Consider the following 26,378-nt stretch of genomic DNA (forward strand, 5'->3'; position numbering starts at 1 on the left):
TCCCGCCACTTGGGATTGACGGCGTCCTTCGGTAAAGACTATGGTTTATTAAGGTCAGCTAGCATGCTGCCCAAAACATTCTTAAAAAAGATGTGTCCACACGATAGGCGCAGACGGGAACCTTAAAGCACTTTGCTATTCTTTCTCCACAGGCTCAGGCTTGCCTCGGCTCACCGCCGCCGAAGGGCTCTTTCTTTTCTCTTGATAGAAAAGAAACAAAAGATCAAGGATTGCATCTTTTCTTGAACTAAGCTATCGAAATTCTAAGTGCGGCAATATGGAGGCCCCGATGAAAAATCGGGACTGTATATTGCCTTGGGCAGTAGGGTGTTGAAGGGTACTTCAAGAATTTCAATGCTTATTTCGGCGAAAATCTGCGAGGCCAGGTAGCGTGGTGCAGATCGCAGAGCTTATCATAAAGGTTTGGTCTTGTGGTTACAGACTTTTGTTATTAAGCCTGATCCGATATTTATCGGATGGAACGGAAAGCCCGCAATCCGATCCTTCATCGGATGAGGACTTGAAGTGTAAAGCAGGGCAGGAGGCCGCCACATAGCATCGGATCGCTCACTTCCAAAAAAAACAATACCATTTATCTGATCACCTAAATTCGATTACAAGCTATTTTAAATGTAGTTGATGAAGGCTTTATTTTCTGATCGTCAACCCCGATCCGATAGCCATCGGATTTCATTCAGGGTCTTACTGCTATTTTAGATGCTGAAACAAGTTCAGCAGGACGATTTGGTGGTTGGTGTATGATCAATAAAGTATGAGGATTACAGATACTCCTCAATACTTCCTTTGCCATCACGGATCACTTCGAATTCGCCAGTTGTACAATCGATTACGGTAGAAGCTTCGTTATCGCCGTAACCGCCATCAATAACCAGATCAACCAGGTTTTCGTATTTCTCATGGATCAATTCGGGATCGGTAGAATACTCAATTACGTCATCATCATCTTTTATTGAAGTAGAGAGAATGGGGTTACCGAGTTCTTTTACAATACAGCGGGCAATATTATTATCGGGCACACGGATACCCACCGTTTTTTTATTCGAACTTAATAATTTGGGTACGTTGTTATTGGCGTTAAAAATAAAGGTAAACGGCCCTGGCAGGGCTTTTTTTAAAACCCTGAAAGTAGTATTATCAATCGGTTTAATGTAATCAGCAATATGTTTTAAATCGTGGCAGATGAAAGAGAAATTGGCTTTCTCAGGCTTTATTCCTCGTATTCTGCAAATTTTTTCGATAGCCTTTGGATTGGTGATATCGCAGCCCAAACCATATATCGTATCGGTTGGATAGATAATCAGGCCTCCTTTTTTAAGTACTTCAACAACCTGTTCTATAGCCCTTTCATTAGGGTTTTCTGGATAAATCTTAATAAGCATAGCGTAAAAATAACAATTTAGTGGTGTCAGTTGTTTAATAATCTTAATCTTTGTACTTACAAAACATACGCTAATCTGATTTTATGAGAAAAGCCTTCGTCGCGATCGCCGCATTTTTAATTGCCCTAACCATTATGTTGGGCCTTTACCATCCTTTTTTGTGGTGGACTTTCATTTTTACAGGTCCTTTTGTACTGCTCGGTATATACGATTTATACCAGCCTAAACATAGTATAGTAAGGAATTATCCTGTTTTTGGGCGCTTAAGGTACTTTATGGAAGAGTTGAGGCCTAAAGTATATCAGTATTTTGTAGAAAGTGATACCAATGGTACACCCTATAACCGGTTAAACCGTTCGCTGATTTACCAGCGGGCCAAAACCGATAACGATACAATTCCATTCGGAACGCAATTAAATGTTTACGAAAATGGCTATGAGTGGTTAAGTCACAGTATTGCGGCTATTTCGCACCATGAATTGAATTTAGATCCGCGTGTTACGGTTGGCGGACCGGATTGTAAGAAACCTTATTCTGCCAGTATTTATAATATTTCGGCCATGAGCTTTGGTTCGTTAAGTCAGAATGCCATTTTAGCTTTAAATGGCGGTGCCAAACTCGGTAACTTTGCGCACAATACAGGCGAAGGTGGAATCAGTGATTATCACCGTCAGCCGGGAGGCGATTTAATCTGGCAAATTGGTACAGGTTATTTCGGTTGCCGTAATGCGGACGGTACTTTTAACTACGATGCTTATGCTGAGCGGGCGCAAACCGATCAGGTAAAAATGATCGAGATTAAACTTTCGCAAGGTGCCAAACCAGGACATGGTGGGATGCTGCCGGCTAAAAAAGTAACACCAGAAGTGGCCAGGATCCGTTTAGTGCCCGAAGGTAAAGATGTATTGTCGCCGCCCGCGCACTCAGCCTTTAATACGCCTATCGGTTTGTTGGAATTTGTAAAAAAATTGCGCGATTTATCAGGTGGTAAACCGGTGGGATTTAAATTGTGTATCGGTCGTAAAAGCGAATTTTACGCCATTTGTAAAGCCATGATAGAAACCGGAATTTACCCTGATTTTATCACCGTTGATGGCGGCGAAGGCGGAACAGGTGCTGCACCACAGGAATTTTCGAATTCGGTGGGTATGCCATTACGCGAAGGGGTAGCTTTTGTATATGATGTTTTAAATGGTTTTGATCTGAAAAAACACATCAAAATTATTGCCTCGGGTAAAGTGGCAACAGGTTTTGATTTGGTTAAAAATATTGCCCTTGGTGCTGATATGTGTAATGCTGCACGAGGAATGATGTTTGCTTTAGGCTGTATTCAGGCTTTAGAGTGTAATAGCAATACTTGCCCAACAGGGGTGGCTACGCAGGATCCGAGTTTAATGAAAGGTTTGGTGGTAGAGGATAAAACCGTTCGTGTTAAAAACTTCCATAACCTTACCGTGGCCAGCGCGGTAGAATTGTTAGGTGCTGCGGGTTTGAGAGAAACACATCAGTTAAGCAGGGCTTATATCAACAGGCGCGTAAGTCCAAGTGTAATGCAGAGTTATCTGGAGACTTTTCCTTATATCCCGGCAGGTAGTTTGTTAAAAACTCCATATCCAACACGTTACGAATTAGGAATGGCCCTGAGTACTGCGCAGAGCTTTGCGCCTACCGATTATAAGGTTTCAGCAGTAGATTATGCGCATGCCAATCCGTACGGTGATACCATGCATGAGGAGGGAAGATAAGTCTGGCTGGAAGAAAGCACGTTTTTTTAGCGCAAGGGCAGTTGTGGGTAGGCTTCCGAAGTCTGAAAGGGCATGAGTACGGATAGAACTTCGGAAGTATAGCTTATGGCACAACTCCTTATTTTTTTTTTGGAAAGCAGGCGCAGCAGTACTTAGGATTGTTCATTTCCTGCTTTTCATTACAAGTCCGCACTCGTTCCTCGTTTGCGGGCTTTTCATTTCAATCAGGTTTAGGTGGCCACAATTGTGGTGATATTTACGGGAAAATCACCAAACGTTCCTATGGAACGAAAACACGAATTGAACAATTGGTTACCCATGAGGTGTCCCGCTGGGACGATTGTCCAAAATCATCCAATTGGTATAGGATTATATTAACCCGGTCGTCACCCTGAGTTTATCTCAGGGCCGCGATGAAGAAAAAAAAGAAGTCAAGTTTATAAAAACTTGACTTCTTTGGTTTATGGGACTGTTTTTCCTAAACCCTAAACCCTAAACCCTAAACCCTAAACCCTAAACCCTTCTAAAACTCTGCGTTTTTCGGGAATCTTGGGAAAGCAATTACATCGCGGATGTTGGTCATCCCGGTTACGAACAATACTAATCGCTCAAAACCTAAACCGAAACCAGCGTGTGGCGCTGTACCAAAACGACGGGTATCTAAATACCACCACAATTCATCTTGTGGGATGTTTAAAGCTTCCATGCGTTGGGTTAAACGGTCTAAACGTTCTTCACGCTGCGATCCGCCAATCATTTCGCCGATGCCTGGAAATAAAATATCCATGGCGGCTACCGTTTGTCTGCCTTCAGCATCCGGTTCATTCTGGCGCATATAGAAAGATTTGATATCTGCAGGATAATCAGTTAAGATTACCGGTTTTTTAAAGTGTTTTTCTACCAGGTAACGTTCGTGCTCGCTTTGTAAATCAGCACCCCATTCATCAATCAGGTATTTAAACTGTTTCTTCTGGTTTGGTTTAGAAGATTTTAAAATCCTGATAGCTTCTGTATACGTTAAGCGTTCAAAATCATTGGCTAAGCAGAAATCCAATTTCTCTAACAAGCTAAATTCGCTGCGTTCGTTCTGTGGTTTTTGTTTATCTTCTTCGGCTAAACGCGTATTTAAGAATTCTAATTCGTCTTTGCAGTTATCTAAAGCATATTTTATGACGTACTTCATCATATCTTCTGCAAGCTGCATGTTGTCTTCCAGGTCGGCAAAGGCAAACTCAGGCTCAATCATCCAGAATTCGGCCAAATGGCGTGTGGTATTCGAGTTTTCAGCCCTGAAGGTTGGTCCGAAAGTATAAATTTTGCCAAAAGCCATGGCTGCCAGCTCGCCCTCTAACTGACCGGATACGGTTAAGTTGGTGGCACGGGCAAAGAAATCTTGAGAGAAATCTACTTTACCTTCCTCTGTTCTTGGCGGGTTGTCGAAATCCAAAGTGGTTACTTTAAACATTTCGCCTGCACCTTCAGCATCACTGGCCGTAATTACAGGCGTATGCATGTATACAAAGCCACGTTCGTTGTAAAACTGGTGGATAGCGAAAGCCAAAGCATGGCGTACCTTAAAAACGGCGTTAAAAGTATTGGTGCGGAAACGCAGGTGAGCAATTTCGCGTAAAAACTCTAAACTGTGTTTTTTAGGTTGCAAAGGAAATTTTTCAGGGTCGCTATCACCTAAAATTTCTACGCTGGTTGCTTTAATCTCTACTGTTTGGCCTTTACCCAACGATTCGATCAATTTACCAGTTGCGGCAATGGCCGCGCCGGTTGTTATTCTTTTCAACAGCTCGTCGGGCAAATTATTAAAATCGATCACTACCTGGATATTGCTCATGCAAGATCCGTCATTTAAGGCAATAAACTGATTATTACGGAAAGTTCTAACCCATCCCATAACCGTTACGTCTGTGTCAAATGCTGTCGACTTTAATAAATCTTTAATTTGCTGTCTCTTAATCATATCGTTATCTGTAAAAGGCGCAAATTTAGAAAAAAAACTGGTATCAGTTAACAGTTTGCGGTTTTCGGTTTGCAGTTTTTTTAAATGGTTAATTCATGTTAGCCTCGGGTACGATCACATTGCGCTATTTTAATATGTTATATAATGATTGCTGATGAAATTTCATTTATAACACTCGTTTTTATTATTTTTTATTAAATTATTGAGTGTAGTAGCTGATTTTTGGATTTTATATTTGTTTTTTTTATTTAATAATTTAATTAACATTGATTACGATGCTTAAATGGTGTATTTAATGAGGTTTATTTGTCTTATTTTTAATTTTAATATGATTTTTGTGTTTTTAAACTTAATTATTTAAGTGTTTTTAATTTTTTTATATAAAATTTTGAATTTTTTTATCAAAAATATTGCGATAATGAATAAAATGTGTACTTTTGTAATGCTCGTTAATTATTATTATATATTTGGTTTAAAAAAAGCGCTGGCAACGGCGCTTTTTTTATAAAAACTTTAAGACTTATTCATAATCAACATAAACCAAACAACCTAAAACCAAGAAAGCTCCAGAAAACTGGGGCTTTTCTTTTTTTATATATTATCCCAATAGGATAACTGTCGGATAAAGCGTGGTGGAAAGAGTTATAGTTTCGTTATCCTTGCGCATGCGGGAATCTTAATGCGATATGCTTTTCCCTTTACAACTAATACAATCCCCCTAGATCTGCGGTTCTTTTCTGCGCGATTAGCGGGAAACAAATGAATTTGCCTTCTAGGTTATTCTCCCAGATTAAAAAGATGAGAAATGCAGGTTAAACACATATTGAGTTAAGGACTAAGAAATGTCGTCATCCTCGCGTATGCGCGGATCTTAATACGCTAGCGCTTGTATTTCGTCAAATTTTTTATGCAAAAAAAAAGCTACCCGATTTGGATAGCTTTTCAATATATGTTTTGTTGTTGTTATTCTTCTGAATAAGAGATTTTATTCACGTATTTATCAATTTCCCATCTTCCGGTACCCTCTTCGCCAATTACTTCGAACAATTCTAAAGCTCTGCGTGCTTTATATTCCTCTTCACGTTGCTCTTTCAAGAACCAGTTTAAAAATTCCATGGTTACGAAATCCTGTTCTTTGTGGCATCTGGCTGCAATGTTTTTGAAACTTTGGGTAATGGAGATTTCAGCTTCCAAAGCGTCTTCGAAAACTTCTCTGAAACTTACGAAGTCTGTTTTGATTCCGCTAACTTCCGGAGAGATTGCATTTCCACCCATATCCAATACATATTTGAATAATTTAAGCTGGTGTACTCTTTCTTCTTCAGATTGCTTCAAGAAATAATCTGCCGAAAAGTCAAAGCCATTTTGATCGCACCAAGATGACATGGATAAATATAGTGATGAAGAGTGAGCCTCTTTTTTAATTTGCTGATTTAATAATGTTTCGATATCCTGAGATATTAAACATTTGATACGCATTAGATCTTTCATATTTCTGTACTTTAATAACAATACAAATGTAAACTGAATTTGTTCTGGATACTAATTTATTTGCAATATGAAATTAGTCTAAATTGCTGATAATTAGTTATTTGTAATCAGTTTAAATAAGGTTGGATGGATGATGTAAGATGTGAAACGGATGATGGAAAATGAATGGATAACGCGAGACGGATAGTGGCTGAGGATCAGAAGGATGATGGCAGTTGGCGGTTTCCAGTTTGCGGTTTTCGGTTTTCAATTTTCGGTTGGCAGTTTTCAGTTTCTATCCAGGCCATCACCCTGAATTTATCTCAGGATGAAGCTTCAAATCAATTTGCAGTATCCAGTACAAAGATACTTTTTTCACTAATTTGTCATCCTGAACACAATGAAGGATCTTTTGTGATGGAAGATATGCGGAGAAGGATTTCCTCTATGATCGATTATTAACAATTAAATAACTCATTTTAGATCCTGAATCAGGTTAAGGAAGATGGGGTGATAGGAATTGCAATTAGCCAATAACCAATTTGCAAGACTAATAAACCAATGGCTGATAAACCAATAAACTAACTAGTAAACTAATCTATAAAGGCAATCGCTAATGATATGATTAAGTTTAAACATGGTAAAGGTACCGTGTAATAAATCTTTTAAAGCGATAATTTCCAGCGCACTAAGTAAATAGATGTGTTCGCAACCGTTAAAGGTAACCAATTCAAAATCCGCTTTGTGAGTATTTAAAAGGAGTGCTTCAACATCAATCTGTTCTACAACAGCTTTAAGTTTTTGAAGGGAAAGACAGTTGTAGCGTGCAAACTTACCGCCAAAATCTACGTAAAAGCAGTTTAACTTATCTGATTGATAAATTGAACCATGGGTATTTGAGAATACGTTAACGAGTTGGTTAATATCTATACACGCTTTTTCCATCGGTTACAAAAATTGGCATTATTTAGATTAAATACAAATAAAATTGCAAAAAAAAATGTTTAGCGTTAGGTGGGTAGTGTTTAGAGGAAGGAGTGAGGTGCTGAACGCATCATTATTTGTTTTATAAATTAATGTCGCAATGTATTCAGCCGTTTTAGTACTTAAAAAAAGTCGTCATTATATAAAGGTTTTTCAGCCTGCGAAACAATCTTACTACGATCGCTAGTGACGTACGCTCAGAGATTACTTCGGCCCGGCAACGACGATTTTTGATGTAATCTCCTATGCGCTATTTAACATCAAATACCATATGGTGATAGCTGCCTCCCATAAATTCCTTTTCATTTTGGATCTTAAAGCCCATTTGCTGGTAGAGTTTCAAGGCGCGCTCATTATTTTGGTCCACTAATAAACCAATATTTTCATGTCCCAGTCGCAAACCCAAAGCAATGCCTGCTGTAATGAGTTGTTTGCCTATGCCTTTGCCTTGTGCACTGGCGTGTACGCTAATACTGTCGAGATAAAATTCGCCACTTTGAGTTTCTGCATCTAGGTTGTGATCATCCGCATCCGGCTGATTTAGATAAGCTAAAAATGGTTTTCTGAGTTCAATCAGTTTTGCACCATCATAAGCAGTTAATGAACCGAGTACTTTTTCTGCTTCTTCAAAAACCAAAGTGTTTTCATAGCTGTATTGATTTCCCGCCTGTTGAAAAAAATGTTCAAAGATGAGGTTAATGGTTTCGCGATTTTTTGTGTGGGTTAACTTTGGGGCAAGCTCGCCCATGGCCTGAAGTAATAGGGGGACCACTTGAGCTGCGTCTTCTGGTTGGGCTGGCCTGATCATTAAATATCGCTTAGGTTAAAGGTTTCTGCCACGCGGATTCCCTTTTCTGTGCGTTGAAGGGTACAGCATTCGTTAATGGGATCGTGCTCCAGAAATAGGATATAATTGTTCTCTACTGCTTCTTCCAAAAAGGCTTGTTTCTCGGTTAATGTTTTTAACGGAAACATATCGTATGCCATTACATAGGGCAGGGGCAGGTGACCTACTGAAGGTAACAGATCAGCCATATACACAATAGTTTTCCCTTTGTAGCTAATTTTAGGCAACATCATGGCATCCGTATGGCCGTAAGCAAAGCTGATATTGATGTCTTTTTTCCATTCTATATTTTCTTTTTCGGCTACAAATTTAAGCTGTCCGCTTTCCTGGATTGGAAGGATGTTCTCCTTTAAAAAAGAAGCTTTTTCCCTTGCATTCGGCTCTACAGCCCATTGCCAATGTTTTTCATTGCTCCAATAGTTGGCATTTTTAAACGCAGGCACCAGTTTGTCATTTTTTCTCACTATTGCTCCGCCTACATGGTCGAAGTGCAGGTGTGTAAGAAAAACATCAGTAATATCGGCTGTATTAAAGCCCAAATGTGCCAGTGATTTTTCCATCGAATCATCCCCATGCAGATAATAATGACTGAAAAACTTTTCGTCCTGTTTGTTTCCAATTCCGGTATCCACTAAAATCAACTGATTGCCATCTTCGATCAACAAACAGCGCATGGCCCAGGTGCAAAGATTGTTCGCATCAGCAGGATTGGTTTTTTGCCAGATGGCTTTGGGCACAACGCCGAACATGGCACCGCCATCTAACTTAAATAAGCCTGTGTTTATGCTGTGGAGTTTCATTTAGGGTTTAGGGTTTAGGGTTTAGGGTTTAGGGTTTAGGGTTTAGGGTTTAGGGTTTAGGGTTTAGGGTTTAGGGTTTAGGGTTTAGGGTTTAGGGTTTAGGGTTTAGGGTTTAGAAAAAATGGACTATAAAAATACAAAAACCCTTTAGGATTAACTAAAGGGTTTTTGGAATAATCTCGGTTTTACTTAAGTTTTGGCACCTTATGCCTTCCGCCTTTAAATCTTGTGCCTTATAAGTGAATCACTTCTCCGTAGGCATCAGCGGCAGCTTCCATAATGGCTTCGCTCATGGTTGGGTGAGGATGAACAGATTTGATCATTTCGTGTCCGGTAGTTTCTAATTTACGGGCCACAACAATTTCAGCAATCATTTCGGTAACATTGGCACCAATCATGTGCGCACCTAATAATTCTCCGTACTTGGCATCGAAAATTAATTTTATGAAACCATCTTTGGCACCGGCAGCACTTGCCTTACCTGATGCAGAGAACGGAAATTTACCAATTTTTAATTCGTAACCAGCTGCCTTAGCTGCTTTTTCGGTATATCCTACAGAAGCAATTTCTGGTGAGCAATAGGTACATCCAGGGATATTATTGTAATCTAAAGGTTCAGCATGTTGACCGGCAATTTTTTCTACACAAATAATACCTTCTGCCGAAGCTACGTGTGCCAATGCTTGTCCGCCAACTACATCGCCAATGGCATAATAACCTTTAACTGAAGTGTTGTAGAACTCATCGGTAACAATTTTGCCTTTTTCGGTTTTGATTCCGGTTTCTTCTAAACCAATGTTTTCGATGTTAGCTACAATACCTGCTGCTGAAAGTACGATGTCGGCCTCGATAGTCTGCATGCCCGAAGCGGTTTTAACAGAAACTTTACAACCTGCCCCGCTGGTATCAACTGATTCAACACTTGCTGAAGTCATTACGTCGATACCCACTTTTTTAAGGCTGCGTAACAATTGTTTAGATACATCTTCGTCTTCAACCGGAACAATGTTCTCCATAAATTCTACGATGGTTACTTTCGTGCCCATAGTAGCATAGAAATAAGCAAACTCTACACCGATAGCACCAGAACCTACCACAACCATGCTCTTTGGTAACTCAGGGAGTACCATGGCCTGGCGGTAGCCGATAATTTTTTTACCATCCTGTTTCAGGTTAGGCAATTCTCTTGAACGGGCACCTGTAGCAATGATGATGTTTTTGGCACTTAGTTCTTTTTGAGAACCATCAGCACCTTTAACTTCTAATTTGTTTCCTGGCTTTACTTTACCAGTACCCATAATCACGTCAATTTTATTTTTTTTCATTAAAAATTGAACGCCTTTACTCATGCCATCGGCAACGCCACGGCTGCGTTTTACCACAGCAGCAAAATCTGTCTTTGCTTCGGCAACCTGTATTCCGTAATCAGCAGCATGATTAATATATTCGAAAACCTGAGCACTTTTTAAAAGCGCTTTAGTAGGGATACAGCCCCAGTTTAAACAAATACCACCTAATGATTCACGCTCAACAATGGCTACTTTTAGTCCCAATTGAGAAGCTCTGATTGCAGCTACATAACCACCAGGGCCGCTGCCTAAAACAATAACGTCGTAATTCATCTGTTTTTTTTAATTTGTTATTTATCTTTCAGATCGAGTTTGCCATAATATATGATATTTAATTATGGACAGCATGTTCCTATCTGATTAAAGATATCTGTTTCTTAATTGTTCTGTATTTACAGGCAAGGTGTTGATTTCGCTCTTGGTTTAAGGCTTAAACTTTACATTACCAAAAATTAAAGGAGATAGCTCCGTTAACCATCGTCCAAAACTAAAAAAAAAATGTCAATTGGCTAAGCCAATATTCAGATACCTGTTAAAATTTACAATGACTGAATATTGTTAAGATTATTCTCTTTACAAATGAAGGCTTAATTATCGAAGTTTGCAGAATTATATATGGATAAGCGATTAAAAAAATAAATAATAGGGATGTTTATGGTTCAAAAAATGTTGTTGATATCTGTTATTGGAAAAATACCAATATTAACTTTAGTTTTATGCTTAAATTATAAGCAACTGCAAGTTTTGTTATTAAAAATTTAGATTTATTATGAATGTATTGATAAACTGAATGTTGTAATTAGTATAGTATATATTAAATGTTGAAAAAATATGACCGACTTAATAATTATTTAACATTGAATGTTAAAATGTGTTAAATTTTATTAGGACATTTGCATCAACAAAATCTCCTTACATTATCATTAACAAAAAAACATTTAAAAATCAAAGTATGAAGAAATCTTTACTTTTAAGATTAGTACTGGTTATTGTTGCATTTGTAGGTATAACTTTTGGTGCAAATGCACAGGTAACCTCATCATCAATGACAGGAACAATTAAGGATGCCAAAGGCGCCTTACCTGGTGCGAGTATTAAAGCAACACACACACCAACTGGAACTGTTTATACTGTATCAACCAACAACGATGGTAGATTTAGTATGGCAAACATGAGAGTTGGTGGACCTTACACAGTAGAAATTAGTTTTGTCGGTTACAACCCAGAGAAAATTACCGGAATTCAATTAAAGTTGGGTGAGCCATTTGCTTTAAACCTCATACTAAGCGACAATAGTAATGTGCTACAGGAAGTTAATGTATCTGGTAAAAAAGACCCTCTTTTAAATAGTAAAAGAACTGGTGCTGCTACAACTGTGTCAAAAGAGCAAATCCAAAATTTACCAAGTTTAAGTAGAAGCATTAATGATTTTACCAGACTTACTCCGCAAGCAAATGGAAACTCTTTTGCAGGGTCTAATAGTAAATATAATAGCTTAACTATTGATGGTGCTGTTAACAACGACGTTTTTGGATTAACTAGCTCTGGTTTACCAGGTGGGCAGGCTAATACTCAGCCAATCTCTTTGGATGCGATTCAAGAGATTCAAGTTGTATTAGCTCCATACGATATTACTTATGGTAATTTTACTGGTGGAGGTATTAATGCGGTTACCAGATCAGGCTCTAATACTGTAGAAGGTTCTGCATGGTTTTACGGTAGAAATGAAAAGTTAGTAGGTAAAAGTTTCTTAGGTGAAAAAGCGACAAGTTTTTACAACACCAATTATGGTTTAAGAATAGGTGCTCCAATTATTAAAGATAAGTTGTTTTTATTTGTAACAGGTGAGCAGACAAGAATTAAAACTCCAACATTGAATAATGCTGGTGATGCTGTATCCGTAATTAGCACAGCAGATGCGCAAAGCTTAGCTAACTATGTTAATTCTAAATACGGTTATGATATTGGAACCGGTGCTGAAGTTCCGGCTAAGACTCAAAGTGATAAAATCTTTGCACGTTTAGATTGGAATATTAGTAGTAAGCATCAATTAACATTGCGCCATAATTACATCAAAGCATTTGATGATAATATTAGCAGAAGTTCTACAGCATTTCGTTTCGAAAATAATGCTTATAAATTTAATAACAACCAAAATGTTAGTGTGCTTGAGTTGAGGTCTCAGTTCAATTCAAATCTTTCTAATAATTTAATTATAGGTTATTCCAGAGTTAGAGATAGCCGCGAAACTGCTGGATCATTATTCCCTCAGGTAGAGATTCAGAACTGGGGAGGAATTTCAGGTAGAACTGTTACATTCGGATCTGAAAGAAGTTCAACTAAAAATGAACTAGACCAAGATATCGTTGAATTTACGGACAATTTGAAGTTGCTAGTTGGAAATCACACTTTCACATTGGGAACACACAATGAGTTTTTTAAATTCAGAAACCTGTTTGTAAGTAATTACAACGGAAGATATCGTTTTACCTCTCTACAGAATTTCAATGATAATAAACCTAATAATATTGACATTACTTATCCTGCTGTAGCTGGTACTTTACCTGCAGCTCAATTTAAGGCAGCTCAACTAGGTTTCTACTTTCAAGATGAGATTCAAGTAGATCAAAGTTTTAGAATGACCGCAGGTTTACGTGTTGATGTGCCTATTTTTAATGATAAGCCTGCAAATAATCCAGCGGTTGCTACATCTTTCCCTGGCTATGGAACTAGTAATATCCCAAGTGGTCAGGTATTGGTTTCACCACGTATTGGATTTAATTGGGATCTAACAGGAAATCGTTCAGTTCAGCTAAGAGGTGGTTCCGGATTATTTACAGGAAGAGTACCATTTGTATGGATGTCTAACCAGTATGGAAATACAGGCTTGGATTACAAAACAATTTCATTAAGTGGTACAACTGCTAATAATACGGGATTCCAGCCTGATGTTACAAAGCAATCAACTGTTGGAACAGCAGGAAATACTTATGCGGTTAACTTAATGAGCCCTAACTTTAAAATACCGCAAGTATTTAGAAGTAATTTAGCTTTAGATATGAAATTGCCAGCAGGTATTGTGGCAACTTTAGAAGGAATTTACAGTAAAACTGTAAATAATATATTATATAAAGATATAAATGTTAAACCTTCTACAGCCTCTTTAAATCCGATAGTATCGGGTGGTGCTGATACACGTCCTTTCTATGGTTCTAAAGTTAGTAGTACTTACACTGGAGCCTATTTACTTGACAACACTAGTAAAGGAGACTCTTATAGTTTGACAGCTCAATTGCAGAAATCTTTTGATAATGGATTATTCGCGAGTACTGCTTATACTTATGGTAAATCTAAAGATGTTAACTCAGGTGCCAGCAGTGTGGCACTATCAAACTGGGAATTTGTTCAGGTTGTTCGTAATGCAAATGATCCAGAATTAGTTTATTCAAATTTTGATATTCGTCATAGAATAATTGGTACACTAGGATATACCTTAAATTATGGCAAAAATAAAGCAAGCGGAACAACGGTATCCCTATTTTATGTAGGTAATTCAGGTTCACCTTTCACATATCTTTATAATGGAGATTTAAATGGTGATGGAGCATTTTCAAATGATTTATTGTATGTGCCACGTAACCAGTCTGAAATAAGAATAATCAATAATTTAACGGTGGGTACAGGAACAGCTGCAAGAGTTTATACTCCAGCTCAACAATGGGCCGCTTTAGATGCATTTATTAATAATGACCCTTATTTAAGTAAATTAAGAGGACAGTATACACAAAGAAATGGAGCGAGATTACCTTGGCAGCATCAGTTTGATTTCAGAATCATGCAAGATATAGGTACAATGATCGGTACAAGTAAAAACCGTCTGCAATTATCTTTCGATATCATTAACGTTGGTAATTTATTAAATAAAAATTGGGGCAGACAATACTTTATCACTAACCAAGCTTATCAGCTAATTAGTTACAGTAGCTCAAATAATGGTAGCTTTACTTTCTCACCTGAAACACCTTCAAATATTTTGTCAGAATCATTTTCTTCAAGATGGCAAGGACAAGTTGGGGTTAGATATTTATTTAATTAATGCTTAAAAGAACAAAAAAAAATCCCCGATCATCGGGGATTTTTTTTTGTAAAGTATTTTAAGCAAAAACCCATTTATCTTTTTAAATTATATTTCGTGTAATAAACTAACTACTTCATGTAAAAAATAATAGTCGCTTAATAGTAGATAAGTATTTTTATAACGGAAAACAAAATACTATTATGAAACGCACACTCTCTACGAAAATATTCCTTTTCGCCAATTAGATCATAATGTTTTTTTTTAAGCAGTTCATCCCTCATAATCTGATTCAATTTTAATCCCTAAACTTTAGCGCTTTTATAACAGATCATCCATTGTTTTACCTAATCATTCGTGTTTATTATACAAAGTTGAATATCCTTATTCAGATCATGCTGTAACTAATAATATGTATTATGATGAACTATATCTCAAGGATATACAAATTTATCTGATACAATGCAAACACGTATACATTACAATGGGAGTATGGAAATACAAGCCGGAAGTTATTATATGGGATTAAGTTCTATGAGCATTATAATTGCTTTAGTATAAATGTTAACTGAAAAATAGAATTTTTGAGGGTTATTATTGGCAGATCTAAACTGTTGATAAAAACAAGTTCGGGGTCCTATATCAGGAAAAGAAAGCGGATGGAGGAGAAAGTATATTTCATAAATGTATAGAAAGGGCATAAAAAAGGGGCTTGAATTTTATTTCAGCCCCTTTTTATTTAAAGTATTTTATTTCTCAATTATAAACAAAAGTTCCTTTTTCGCTTTCGATAGTTACCTGTTTCTGATCGCCTTTTTCTACGCGACCGATGATCTGCGCATCAATATTAAAGCTTTTCGATATTTCGATTAGGCTATCCGCAATTTCCTGTGGTACATACAGCTCCATACGGTGCCCCATATTAAACACTTTGTACATTTCCTTCCAATCGGTTCCCGGTTGCTCCTGGATCAGCTTAAACAGCGGAGGAACAGGAAATAAATTGTCTTTAATGACATGGATATCATCATTGATGAAGTGAAGCACCTTAGTTTGGGCACCACCGCTGCAGTGTACAATGCCATTAATCTGACTGCGGTGTTTCTCCAATATCTGTTTAATCACCGGTGCATAGGTACGGGTGGGAGATAGTACCAGTTTGCCCACGGTTATTTTACCATGACCTTCAATTTCAATTTCGTCGGTTAGTTTTTTGCCACCTGAGAAAACCAGGTCGAAAGGAACGGCTGGATCAAAACTTTCAGGGTAATTATTGGCTATAGATTTTTCGAAAACATCATGACGGGCAGAGGTTAATCCGTTCGATCCCATGCCACCATTGTATTCGGTTTCGTAAGTCGCTTGTCCGGATGAGGCTAAGGCCACAATTACATCGCCAGGTTTAATGTTATCGTTGCTGATGATGTCTTCGCGCTTTAAGCGACAAGTCACCGTAGAATCGACGATAATAGTTCTTACCAAATCGCCAACATCGGCAGTTTCGCCACCTGTGGAGTAGATCGAGATGCCCTGTTCGCGTAAGTCGGCCAAAATCTCTTCTGTTCCATTAATTACAGCCGCAATTATTTCGCCGGGAATCAGGTTTTTATTCCTTCCAATGGTTGAGGATAACAAAATATTATCGGTAGCACCCACGCAGATTAAATCGTCAATATTCATGATAATGGCATCTTGGGCAATACCTTTCCATACCGAAATATCACCGGTTTCTTTCCAATAAACGTAAGCTAAAGAAGATTTGGTACCGGCACCATCGGCGTGCATGATGTTACAGTATGTCTCATCACCACCTAGAATATCGGGGATGATTTTGCAGAACGCTTTAGGGAAAATTCCTTTGTCGATGTTTTTGATGGCATTGTGCACATCTTCTTTTGAGGCAGAAACGCCGCGTTGATTGTACCTGTTATCACTCATGTTGCCGCAAAGATAGTTTTTTAAGGTGGAAGGTAAAAGGGTAGAAGATAGAAAGTCTGAAGTCGGGAGTCAGAAGTCAGGAGTCGATAGATCGAATATCGGTATGGAGTAGAGGTTTTTACTTTCACGGGCTTTTCTTAACAATATAATTGAAAAAGGTTTTGGAAGTGAAAGGTCGTTTTTCATAGGAGCCTGCAGCCCCGCTTTTCCTTCTGCCGTTTTAAAAGCTGTGGAAAAGGGAAAATGTTTAACGAATAAAACGGCATCCGTACAATCGGGCTTAGGTACAGCAGGCTGTTCCTTGTGGCTGGGTTTTTCCCTGCACAGGCTTATCTGAAATAAACCTGATTGCATGGATGCTGTAAACGATGAATTAAAGGCATAGAAAAAATTTACAGCAGGAAGGAAAGCAGGAGTGCCGTAACCGAGAAGTACTGGAGCTGCTTTCCAAAACAATTTGAACTAATAACATGAATGGTATACAAAGACCAGCTGCAAAATTAAGTTTCTGTTTTTTTTTGGAAGTGAGCCTTCATTTTCCATGGCGGCCTCCAGTCCCGCTTTTCCTCCTGCCGTTTCAAATTTCGGGTATTAAAAAAACTGTCGATTAAAACGGCATCCGTACAATCGGGCTTAGGTACAGCAGGCTGTTCCTTGTGGCTGGGTTTTCCCTGCACAGGCTTATCTGAAATAAACCTGATTGCATGGATGCTGTAAACGATGAATTAAAGGCATAGAAAAAATTTACAGCAGGAAGGAAAGCAGGAGTGCCGTAACCGAGAAGTAGTGGAGCTACTTTCCAAAACAATTTGAACTAATAACATGAATGGTATACAAAGACCAGCTATTGCAAAATTAAGTTTCTGTTTTTTTTGGAAGTGAGCGTTCATTTTCAATGGCGGCCTCCAGTCCCGCTTTTCCTCCTCCCTTTTTAAATTTCGGGTATTAAAAAAGCTGTCAATTAAAACGGCATCCGTACAATCGGGCTTAGGGTACCGAGGGTTGTTCGTTGTGGCGGTTTTTTTTCTTGCACCGGCCTATGTTAAATAAACCTGATTGCATGGATGCTGTAAACGATGAATTAAAGACATAGAAAAAATTTACAGCAGGAAGGAAAGCAGGACTATTTTAACCGATGAGCACAGGTATTGCTTTCCAAAAAAAAGCCTTTGCCAACGTAAAGCAATTTCGATTAGATCCTGACCACGAAGTAGCTATTAGGCCTTTGAAACTATAAAAAATGCTAATAAAACAAGTTCAGGAGAACACTATTTCGGAATATCAGCTGATGAACCTACTTATTAGCGATCATTGTAAGATTGCTTCATCGCTCCCCTTCGCAATGACGGATTTATGAAAACAAAAAAGGCGTAGAGTATAAACCCTACGCCTTAAACCTTTTAGCTTACGCCTTTCTTATTTCATGAATAATAATTCTCTGAATTTTGGTAAAGGCCAAACGCTATCGTCAACAATTTGCTCTAATTTATCAGCATGGTAACGGATGATATCGAAGTAAGATTTAACTTTCTCATCGTAGGCAATCGCTTTTTCGCGGGTATCTTCGATTTTGTTGGTTACTTTACGTTCTTCTAACATCGCATCGATATTGGTTTTCACAATTTCTAAATGCTCAGTTAACTTTTTAACGATATCAATAGGAACTTTGCTATCTACACCAATTGCTTTTAATCCCTGTACGTTTGCGATTAAAGAATTTTGGTAAGCAATTGCAGCAGGAATAATAGCCGTGTTCGCTACTTCACCCATTACACGTGCTTCGATCTGAAGTTTTTTGTAGAAGTTTTCTAACATGATTTCATGACGGGCATGAATTTCACGTGAGCTGTAAATACCGGTAGTTGCAAATAATTCAGCTGATTTCTCCGTTAAATAGGCATCTAAAGCTTTTGGTGTGGTTTTGATGTTTGATAAACCACGTGCTGCAGCTTCATCTTCCCACTCCTGGCTATAACCATTCCCTTCGAAACGGATTGATTTAGATTCTTTGATGTATTTTTTGATCACAGTTAATAAAGCGATGTCTTTTTTATCACCTTTTTTGATCAATTTGTCAACTTCAACTTTAAATTTAACCAATTGCTCGGCCATAATTGCGTTTAAGATCGTCATTGGAGCAGAAGAGTTTGCTGAAGATCCAACAGCTCTAAGCTCAAATTTGTTACCTGTAAATGCGAAAGGAGAGGTACGGTTACGGTCGGTATTATCTAATAAAATCTGAGGGATTTTAGGGATACCTAACCAAAGTGCGTTATCTTCTTTGATTTTTTTGCTGATACGTGAATGCTCAATCTCATCTAATACATCGTTCAATTGTGAACCCAGGAAGATAGAGATAATTGCAGGTGGCGCTTCGTTAGCACCTAAACGGTGATCATTACTTACTGATGCAATACTTGCACGTAATAAATCGGCATGCTCGCTAACTGCTTTAATGGTGTTTACAAAGAAAGCAAGGAACATTAAGTTGTTTTTTGGCGTTTTGCCTGGTGCCAATAAGTTTTTACCTGTATCGGTAATTAACGACCAGTTGTTGTGTTTACCTGATCCATTGATACCTGCGTATGGTTTTTCGTGTAATAAAACACGGAAGTGGTGACGACGGGCAACTTTTTCCATCAAATCCATCAACAATTGATTGTGATCGATAGCTAAGTTGATTTCTTCATAAATTGGTGCACACTCAAATTGTGAAGGTGCAACCTCATTGTGACGGGTTTTTAAAGGAATACCTAATTTTAGGGCTTCGTTTTCGAAATCTACCATGTAGCTGAATACGCGCTCAGGGATAGAACCGAAATAATGGTCTTCTAATTGCTGGCCTTTAGCAGACATATGTCCGAATAAAGCGCGACCAGTTAACAATAAATCCGGGCGGGCGTTAAATAACGACTCATCAACAAGGAAATATTCTTGCTCAATACCTAAAGATGCATTTACTTTAGTGATGCTTTTATCGAAATACTGGCAAACATCAACAGCCGCTTTATCTAGTGCAGCCAATGCTTTTAATAAAGGTGCTTTATAATCTAATGCTTCTCCTGTGTAAGATACGAAAACGGTTGGGATACAAAGGGTTTTACCTGCTTTGCTTTCCATAATGAATGCTGGAGATGAAGGATCCCAGGCAGTATAACCACGAGCTTCGAAAGTATTACGGATACCACCGTTAGGGAAACTCGATGCATCTGGTTCTTGCTGAACTAAAGCACTGCCTGAAAATTTCTCAATTGCACCTTCACCGCTAGGCTCAAAAAACGAATCGTGTTTTTCGGCTGTAGTACCGGTTAAAGGCTGGAACCAGTGTGTATAGTGGGTTGCTCCAGCAGCCATTGCCCATGATTTCATGGCCGTAGCAATCTGGTTTGCGTCGTCTGCATTAATTAATTCACCTTGGTTGATAGATGAAATTAATTTCTCATATACGTCTTTAGATAAGAAATCTCTCATTTTTTTCTTATCAAATACATTAGCGCCAAAAAAGTCAGAAATTTTAGCAGAAGGAGATTTAACTTCAGGCGAAATTCTGTTTTGAGCCTCTTTTAATGCGATGGTTCTTAAGCTTTTCATTAATTCGTTATGTTTTTTGTCAAAAATAGTATATTTTATTAATTCTGGTGAAATAATCGTAAAATTTAAATCAATTTTATTGAAAATGAAATATAAAAATGGTTTTCAGGTGAGAAATTTCATTTTTTGTAAAGAAAATAGATTTTTTGAATGTTTTATGGAATTGAGGATTTAGCTGCATCATGGTATAAAAATGAAAGCTATGTTCAACTCTTCTATTAACGTATACAAGACCGAGTGGCTCGATCTTGTATTTGCAGACCGCAACAAAAACTATGGCGCTTATGATTTAAGGTCCAAATCGTCGTCGATTATGACCAGGGTACTTTTGGTTTCAGGTAGTATATTCATAATCGCCTGTTTCTCCCCTTTAATTTATAACAAATTAGTTCCTAAGGAAAATGTAGTTGTAGAAAAAGCAAAAGTTATTGATTTAACTAATGTGATTCACCAAATGAAGCCAAAAATGCCCGAGCCGGAGAAAAAGATTGAACCTGCAAAAGCTGAACCGGTGAAAGTAAAAACAATTGCACTGCCATCGCAAGTAGTTGTGGTAAATAAAGTAGATCTTCCCGATCCGCCAACAATTAAGGAAATTGAATCCGCGGTGATCAGCGATAAAACGCAAGATGGTATTGTTGCGCCAAATTTGGTCATCAGTGAGAATAAAGGCAGTGGTGATGGTACTGGTACCGCGAAGGATGGTGAGGGTACCGGTGATCCGAATGCGGTTAAAGATCTGAGTGGGGTTGATGAATACCCGGAGTTTAACGGTGGGGCCAAAGCCTGGTCTAAATATATGGAGCGTAATTTAAGGTATCCTTCAGGAGCACAAGAGGAGGGGGCGTCAGGTAAGGTATATGTGAGTTTTGTGGTGGAAAAAGATGGTTCTATTACCGATGTGTCTGTAATAAAAGGGATTGGGTTTGGTTGCGATGAAGAAGCAATGAAGGTAATTAAAAAATCGCCACTTTGGAAACCTGGTAAAAATAAAGGTATTCCGGTACGCGTAAGGTACAATATGGCCATTAATTTTCAGATTTCTAATTAAAATTTCTAGCTGAACCCATGAAAAAGTACACTTTAATTTGGATAATTCTATGTTTGATGGCGGTACACTTAAGTGCCAGACCTCTGTTTATTGCTGATGGTATTAGAACAGAAAGCATTAAACAAGCCAATGCAGATATTAAAAATGGCAAACTCAAATTCCTGTTGCAGGGAGGGATTGTAGCTACCCGTGTTAAAGGACAGGAACGATTTGAGCAAAAATATGGTGTGGTGTATTTTGATTTGGGCTGTGTAGGACCTTCAGATATCAGGATTGAAGATTACAATAAAGTAGTCGCCTCTTTTATGGACAAGAAATATGGTAAAGCTTGGAGAAAAGAAGTGAGAAAGGATGTGCAGGGGATATGAGTGGATGGATGATGTAGGATGTAGGATGGATGATGTAGTATGTAGTATGGAAAATGGACAATGGTTATCTTTCCATCTTACATTTACCATCTTTGATCTTTAACTATTAACGCTCTTGGTTTTTAGGTAGATGTAGGGTTAGGTGAACGGTTTGGGCGGTGTCCAGGCCGTTTTTTTTGCCCCTTATCCGTCACGCTGCCTCGATTTAACATCCGAATTGGGTCTGTTTAGTAACCTGAGTTCGATTATTAATATCTGTTTGAAAGATATTCTGCCGATATTTTTTAACTCAAAGTCGTCACCCTGAATTCATTTCAGGGTCTTAATAGCAGGAAGAATGCTGACCACGTAGTAGCTACAAGACAATTGAAAACACAATTTCTAATTGTAAAATAAATCCGATACCTATCGGATCAGTATGAAGATCGCGTTAGAAAAAAGAGGTTAAACTAATCAAAATACATAAATATTATTCGAGCTCAGGTTATTATGATATATTTTGGAAAGCAAATACAGTGCTTTTCGGTTCCGGTTGCCCCGCCCTTTGTTTCAAATCCTCGCTCTCGTACCTCTGGCTGCGGGTTTTTCACTTCGGTCGGGTTTAGGTGGCCGGGTTGGTGGCAGTATTAATGGTTTATTGCGAATGCAAAAAACAGGCTATGTGTTGAATAACTGGCTTTTGTTTGATAAACCCGACAGCGGTTAGCCAGTACAGTTGCCATGAAAAGCAAACCGCTCATTTTCTTATAAAAGAGCTTATAATGGAGTTGTATCTGCTGATCTACAGGTTTTTATCGATAGTGGGAGAGTTGTCAACTTTCTTGCCACATGCTAGTAAAGTTTATAACTCTATTCCTAATGACATAAAAAATGGATGATGGTTTTTAATTCCATCATCCATTTTACATCTTCCATTCAAATATTACCCTTGGTTTTCAATCCAATTGCGTGCATTTACAAAGGCTTCCATCCATGGCGAAACTTCGTCTTTTCTGCCTGCCGGGTAATTTGCCCAGTGCCATTGGAACAATGAACGCTCAATGTGCGGCATCATTACGAGGTGGCGTCCGGTTTCATCGCACAACATTGCGGTGTTATAATCAGAACCGTTCGGACTGGCTGGATAAGTTTCGTAAGCATATTTGGCCACAATTTGATATTGATCTTCTGCGTACGGCAAAGAGAATCTGCCTTCTCCATGCGATACCCATACCCCTAAAGTGCTACCGGCGAGGCTTGATAACATGACCGAATTGTTTTCCTGTAAGGTTAACGAAGTGAAAATACTTTCGTGTTTGCCACTTTTGTTATGCAGCATTTTAGGTTTATCTGCATGGTCTTTATTAATTAAGCCCAACTCCACAAATAACTGACAGCCGTTGCAAATCCCTACAGATAAAGTATCAGGGCGGGCAAAGAATTTTTCTAAAGCAATCCTCGCTTTCTCATTATATAAAAATGCACCAGCCCAGCCTTTTGCCGATCCTAAAACATCAGAGTTAGAGAAACCACCCACAGCACCAATAAACTGGATATCTTCCAAAGTTTCTCTGCCAGTGATTAAATCGGTCATGTGTACATCTTTCACATCAAAACCGGCCAAATACATCGCATTTGCCAGTTCTCGCTCAGAATTACTTCCCTTTTCGCGGATAATGGCGGCTTTTGGTTTTGGTTTGGTTTCGTCAATTACCGGTTTCTTACCATCAAAAGTTAGCGGAAAACTGTAATTTAAAACATGGTTTTTATAATTGTTGTAACGCTCTTTGGCTAAACCATTGCCCGTTTGCCTGCTGTCTAATAAGTACGAAGTTTTAAACCAAACATCGCGCAGGTGATCGATATCAAAACTAAAGCTATCTGCAGCATTTTGAACTTCAAGTGTTGCTGATGAGTTTACATTACCAATTTTATGGTAAGTAACACCGTTTTCAGTCAATATGGCTTCAACAGCAGCATCAGCCTGGAAAACAACGGCAATATTTTCAGCAAAAAGCAATTTAATGCTATCCTGCTCTGCTAAAGCCGATAAATCTATCTGCGCGCCTAAATCGCGGTCTGCAAAACACATCTCTAAGAGGGTAGTAATTAAACCACCGCTGCCTATATCGTGTCCGGCCTGGATTTGACCTGCTTTAATTAATTGTTGTAAAGTATTAAATGCATTTTTGAACTGATCTGCATTTTTAATATCAGGTGTTTCTGTACCTACCTTGTTTAAAATCTGTGCGAAAGATGAACCACCTAATTTATAGCTGTCGTTAGATAGGTTAATGTAGTAAATAGCACCACCCTCTTTTTGTAATACGGGTTCAACCACTTGGGTGATGTCGTCGCAGTTGGCACCTGCAGAAATAATCACCGTTCCGGGAGCAATCACATCACCGTTGGCATATTTCTGTTTCATTGATAAAGAATCTTTCCCGGTTGGGATGTTGATGCCTAAATCTATTGCAAAATCCGAACAAGCTTTTACTGCTGAATATAACCTGGCATCTTCGCCTTCGTTTTTACAGGCCCACATCCAGTTGGCAGAAAGCGAAACGCTTTTTAAGCCATCTTTTAAAGGTGCCCAAACGATGTTCGAAAGTGATTCGGCGATAGCATTGCGGCTACCTGCAGCCGGATCAATCAGTGCTGAAATAGGAGCATGCCCAACTGAGGTGGCAATACCTTCTTTACCCTGAAAATCTAAAGCCATTACACCACAGTTATTTAACGGCAATTGTAACGGCCCAGCACATTGTTGTTTCGCTACGCGGCCGCCCACACAGCGGTCAACCTTGTTCGTTAACCAGTCTTTGGAAGCTACTGCTTCTAACTGAAGTACTTGCTCTAAGTAAGTGCTTAATTGGGCAGCATCGTAATTAAGTGCGCTGTATTTACGATCTACTGTGCTGTCTTCCATTACAACTTTTGGCGAGCTGCCAAACATGTCAGCCAACTCAAAATCCATTGGTTTTAAACCGGTAGTAGCCGATTTGAAAGTAAAACGGTGATCGCCGGTAACTTTACCTACAGTATACATCGGTGAACGCTCGCGGTCAGCAATTTTTTGTAGGGTTTCGATATGGTCATTGCCGATAACCAGTCCCATTCTTTCCTGCGATTCGTTACCGATAATTTCTTTTGCCGAAAGGGTAGGGTCGCCAACTGGCAGTTTATCCAGGTCGATTAAGCCACCGGTTTCCTCAACCAGTTCTGATAAACAGTTTAAGTGACCACCTGCGCCGTGATCGTGGATAGAGATGATCGGATTGTGATCGCTTTCTACCATACCACGAACGGCGTTTGCAGCGCGCTTTTGCATTTCTGGGTTTGATCTTTGGATGGCGTTTAATTCAATACCGCTTCCATGCTGACCGGTATCAGCAGACGAAACTGCTGCACCACCCATGCCAATTCTATAGTTTTCACCACCTAAAATTACGATATTATCGCCTTCCTGCGGTTTAAGTTTTTGCGCCTGGCTGGCTTTGCCATAACCAATACCGCCCGCAAGCATAATTACTTTGTCAAAACCCAGTGTACGGTTATCTTCTTCGTGTTCGAAAGTTAAAACCGAACCGGTAATGAGTGGCTGGCCAAATTTATTTCCAAAATCTGTAGCACCGTTTGATGCTTTGATGAGGATATCCATTGGGGTTTGGTATAACCACTGTCTTTCTTCTGTACTTTTTTCCCATGGGCGGTTATCTTCTAAACGAGAAAGCGCAGTCATGTAAACGGCTGTTCCAGCTAAAGGCAAAGAACCCTGGCCACCAGCCAAACGATCTCTGATTTCGCCACCGGAACCCGTTGCAGCACCGTTAAAAGGTTCAACAGTAGTTGGGAAATTGTGGGTTTCTGCTTTTAACGAGATGACGGAGTCGAAATCGCTTAGCGCATAAAAATCAGGCTGATCAGCACGTTTAGGTGCAAACTGCTGTACTTTAGGGCCTTTAATAAAAGCGACGTTATCTTTATAGGCCGAAACAATATCGTTCGGGTTTTCTTCAGAAGTTTTACGGATCAGTTTAAACAATGAAGTCGGTTGCTCTACGCCATCAATTACGAATTTTCCGTTAAAGATTTTGTGACGGCAATGCTCTGAATTCACTTGCGAGAAACCAAATACCTCAGAATCGGTTAAAGGTCTTTCTAGTTTTTTTGCTAATGTATTTAAGTACTCAACTTCTTCATCACTTAAAGAAAGTCCTTCCTGTTTATTATAAGCCGCAATGTCGGTAATTTCTAAAATCGGTTCAGGTTTGATGTTAATGGTATAAACTTCCTGATCGAGTTTGTCGTATTTTTGAGAAAGCATCGGATCGTAATCAGCAAAGGTTTCTTCAACCTGCTTAAATTCTTCGATCCTGATAATGCCCTGCATGTCCATATTCTGCGTAATTTCTACCGCATTGGTACTCCATGGAGTAATCATAGCTGCCCGTGGACCTACAAAAAAGCCTTTTAAAGCTGTTTCTTGCGAGATTTTGGCGCCGCCAAATAACCATTCGAGTTTAGTAATATCAGTAGTAGAAAGCGCTTTGTCTGTTTGTAAAACAAAAATCGCCTGCGATTGACTAAGGAAGAAATGAATCATGCTTTTTTTTTGAAGTTGCAAAAATAGCGTTAAAATTTTAAAAAGCTTGTTGTGGCGTGCAATATAATTGCGCTTTTATTACTTTTGACGTTAATCTAACTCACAGATCGTCATTTCGAGCGGAGTGGTGAAATCTGTTAGTATAGATCTCTCCACTCCGCGATGCTTCGGTCGAGATGACGACTTTATTTAGAAGAAATTTT

Annotated in this window: 15 protein-coding genes; 4 read left to right on the forward strand and 11 right to left on the reverse strand. The window is 38.8% G+C overall.

Annotation, left to right across the window (positions count from 1 at the left end; translation table 11 throughout):
* Nucleotides 1–779 precede the first annotated feature (779 nt).
* The gene (locus OQX63_RS21845) at nt 780–1,400 is read right to left on the reverse strand and encodes an L-threonylcarbamoyladenylate synthase (RefSeq protein WP_265852926.1); all 621 of its coding nucleotides are present in this window, start codon (nt 1,398–1,400) and stop codon (nt 780–782) included.
* Between the two features lie 83 nt (nt 1,401–1,483).
* Between OQX63_RS21845 and OQX63_RS21850 the strand changes: the two genes are divergently transcribed.
* Nucleotides 1,484–3,145, forward strand: a complete 1,662-nt coding sequence (locus OQX63_RS21850) for an FMN-binding glutamate synthase family protein (RefSeq protein WP_265852927.1) — start codon at nt 1,484–1,486, stop codon at nt 3,143–3,145.
* Between the two features lie 523 nt (nt 3,146–3,668).
* Here the strand turns inward: OQX63_RS21850 and asnS are convergent.
* The 6 genes from asnS to lpdA all read right to left on the reverse strand — a co-directional run bounded on the left by asnS (nt 3,669) and on the right by lpdA (nt 10,840).
* The gene (gene asnS, locus OQX63_RS21855) at nt 3,669–5,117 is read right to left on the reverse strand and encodes an asparagine--tRNA ligase (protein ID WP_265852928.1); all 1,449 of its coding nucleotides are present in this window, start codon (nt 5,115–5,117) and stop codon (nt 3,669–3,671) included.
* 963 nt (nt 5,118–6,080) lie between these two features.
* Nucleotides 6,081–6,608 carry a ferritin gene (locus OQX63_RS21860; RefSeq protein WP_265852929.1) on the reverse strand — a complete coding sequence of 176 codons (528 nt, stop codon included), beginning with the start codon at nt 6,606–6,608 and terminating at the stop codon, nt 6,081–6,083.
* A 564-nt stretch (nt 6,609–7,172) separates the two neighbouring features.
* Entirely contained in the window at nt 7,173–7,532 is a 360-nt protein-coding gene (locus OQX63_RS21865) for a hypothetical protein (protein ID WP_090503838.1), read from the reverse strand.
* A 289-nt stretch (nt 7,533–7,821) separates the two neighbouring features.
* The gene (locus tag OQX63_RS21870; protein ID WP_265852930.1) at nt 7,822–8,379 is read right to left on the reverse strand and encodes a GNAT family N-acetyltransferase; all 558 of its coding nucleotides are present in this window, start codon (nt 8,377–8,379) and stop codon (nt 7,822–7,824) included.
* The gene (locus OQX63_RS21875) at nt 8,379–9,218 is read right to left on the reverse strand and encodes an MBL fold metallo-hydrolase (RefSeq protein WP_265852931.1); all 840 of its coding nucleotides are present in this window, start codon (nt 9,216–9,218) and stop codon (nt 8,379–8,381) included. Before OQX63_RS21875 ends, OQX63_RS21870 begins: the two co-directional genes overlap by 1 nt.
* Nucleotides 9,219–9,451: 233 nt before the next feature.
* Nucleotides 9,452–10,840 carry a dihydrolipoyl dehydrogenase gene (gene lpdA / locus OQX63_RS21880; protein ID WP_265852932.1) on the reverse strand — a complete coding sequence of 463 codons (1,389 nt, stop codon included), beginning with the start codon at nt 10,838–10,840 and terminating at the stop codon, nt 9,452–9,454.
* Nucleotides 10,841–11,519: 679 nt separating this feature from the next.
* Here lpdA and OQX63_RS21885 point away from each other — a divergent pair.
* On the forward strand, nt 11,520–14,663 hold the full coding sequence (locus OQX63_RS21885) for a TonB-dependent receptor (protein WP_265852933.1): 3,144 nt from the start codon (nt 11,520–11,522) through the stop codon (nt 14,661–14,663).
* 735 nt (nt 14,664–15,398) lie between these two features.
* On the opposite strand, the gene OQX63_RS21890 is transcribed toward OQX63_RS21885, so the two are convergent.
* The 3 genes from OQX63_RS21890 to OQX63_RS21900 form a co-directional block, all read right to left on the reverse strand.
* Complete coding sequence (locus tag OQX63_RS21890) at nt 15,399–16,580, reverse strand: AIR synthase related protein (RefSeq protein ID WP_265852934.1); 1,182 nt, start codon at nt 16,578–16,580, stop codon at nt 15,399–15,401.
* A 69-nt stretch (nt 16,581–16,649) separates the two neighbouring features.
* Nucleotides 16,650–17,036, reverse strand: a complete 387-nt coding sequence (locus OQX63_RS21895; protein ID WP_265852935.1) for a hypothetical protein — start codon at nt 17,034–17,036, stop codon at nt 16,650–16,652.
* Nucleotides 17,037–17,996: 960 nt separating this feature from the next.
* The gene (locus OQX63_RS21900; RefSeq protein ID WP_265852936.1) at nt 17,997–20,171 is read right to left on the reverse strand and encodes a glutamine synthetase III; all 2,175 of its coding nucleotides are present in this window, start codon (nt 20,169–20,171) and stop codon (nt 17,997–17,999) included.
* Between the two features lie 202 nt (nt 20,172–20,373).
* Here OQX63_RS21900 and OQX63_RS21905 point away from each other — a divergent pair, with 202 nt between their 5' ends.
* Nucleotides 20,374–21,222 (forward strand): energy transducer TonB, encoded by an 849-nt coding sequence (locus tag OQX63_RS21905; RefSeq protein ID WP_265852937.1) that lies wholly within the window; start codon nt 20,374–20,376, stop codon nt 21,220–21,222.
* A 56-nt stretch (nt 21,223–21,278) separates the two neighbouring features.
* Complete coding sequence (locus OQX63_RS21910; RefSeq protein ID WP_265852938.1) at nt 21,279–21,590, forward strand: hypothetical protein; 312 nt, start codon at nt 21,279–21,281, stop codon at nt 21,588–21,590.
* A gap of 922 nt (nt 21,591–22,512) precedes the next feature.
* Here OQX63_RS21910 and purL read toward each other — a convergent pair.
* Complete coding sequence (gene purL / locus OQX63_RS21915; protein ID WP_416276544.1) at nt 22,513–26,175, reverse strand: phosphoribosylformylglycinamidine synthase; 3,663 nt, start codon at nt 26,173–26,175, stop codon at nt 22,513–22,515.
* Nucleotides 26,176–26,378: the final 203 nt, after the last annotated feature.

This window comes from Pedobacter sp. PF22-3, from assembly GCF_026239555.1.
Taxonomy (GTDB): Bacteria; Bacteroidota; Bacteroidia; order Sphingobacteriales; family Sphingobacteriaceae; genus Pedobacter.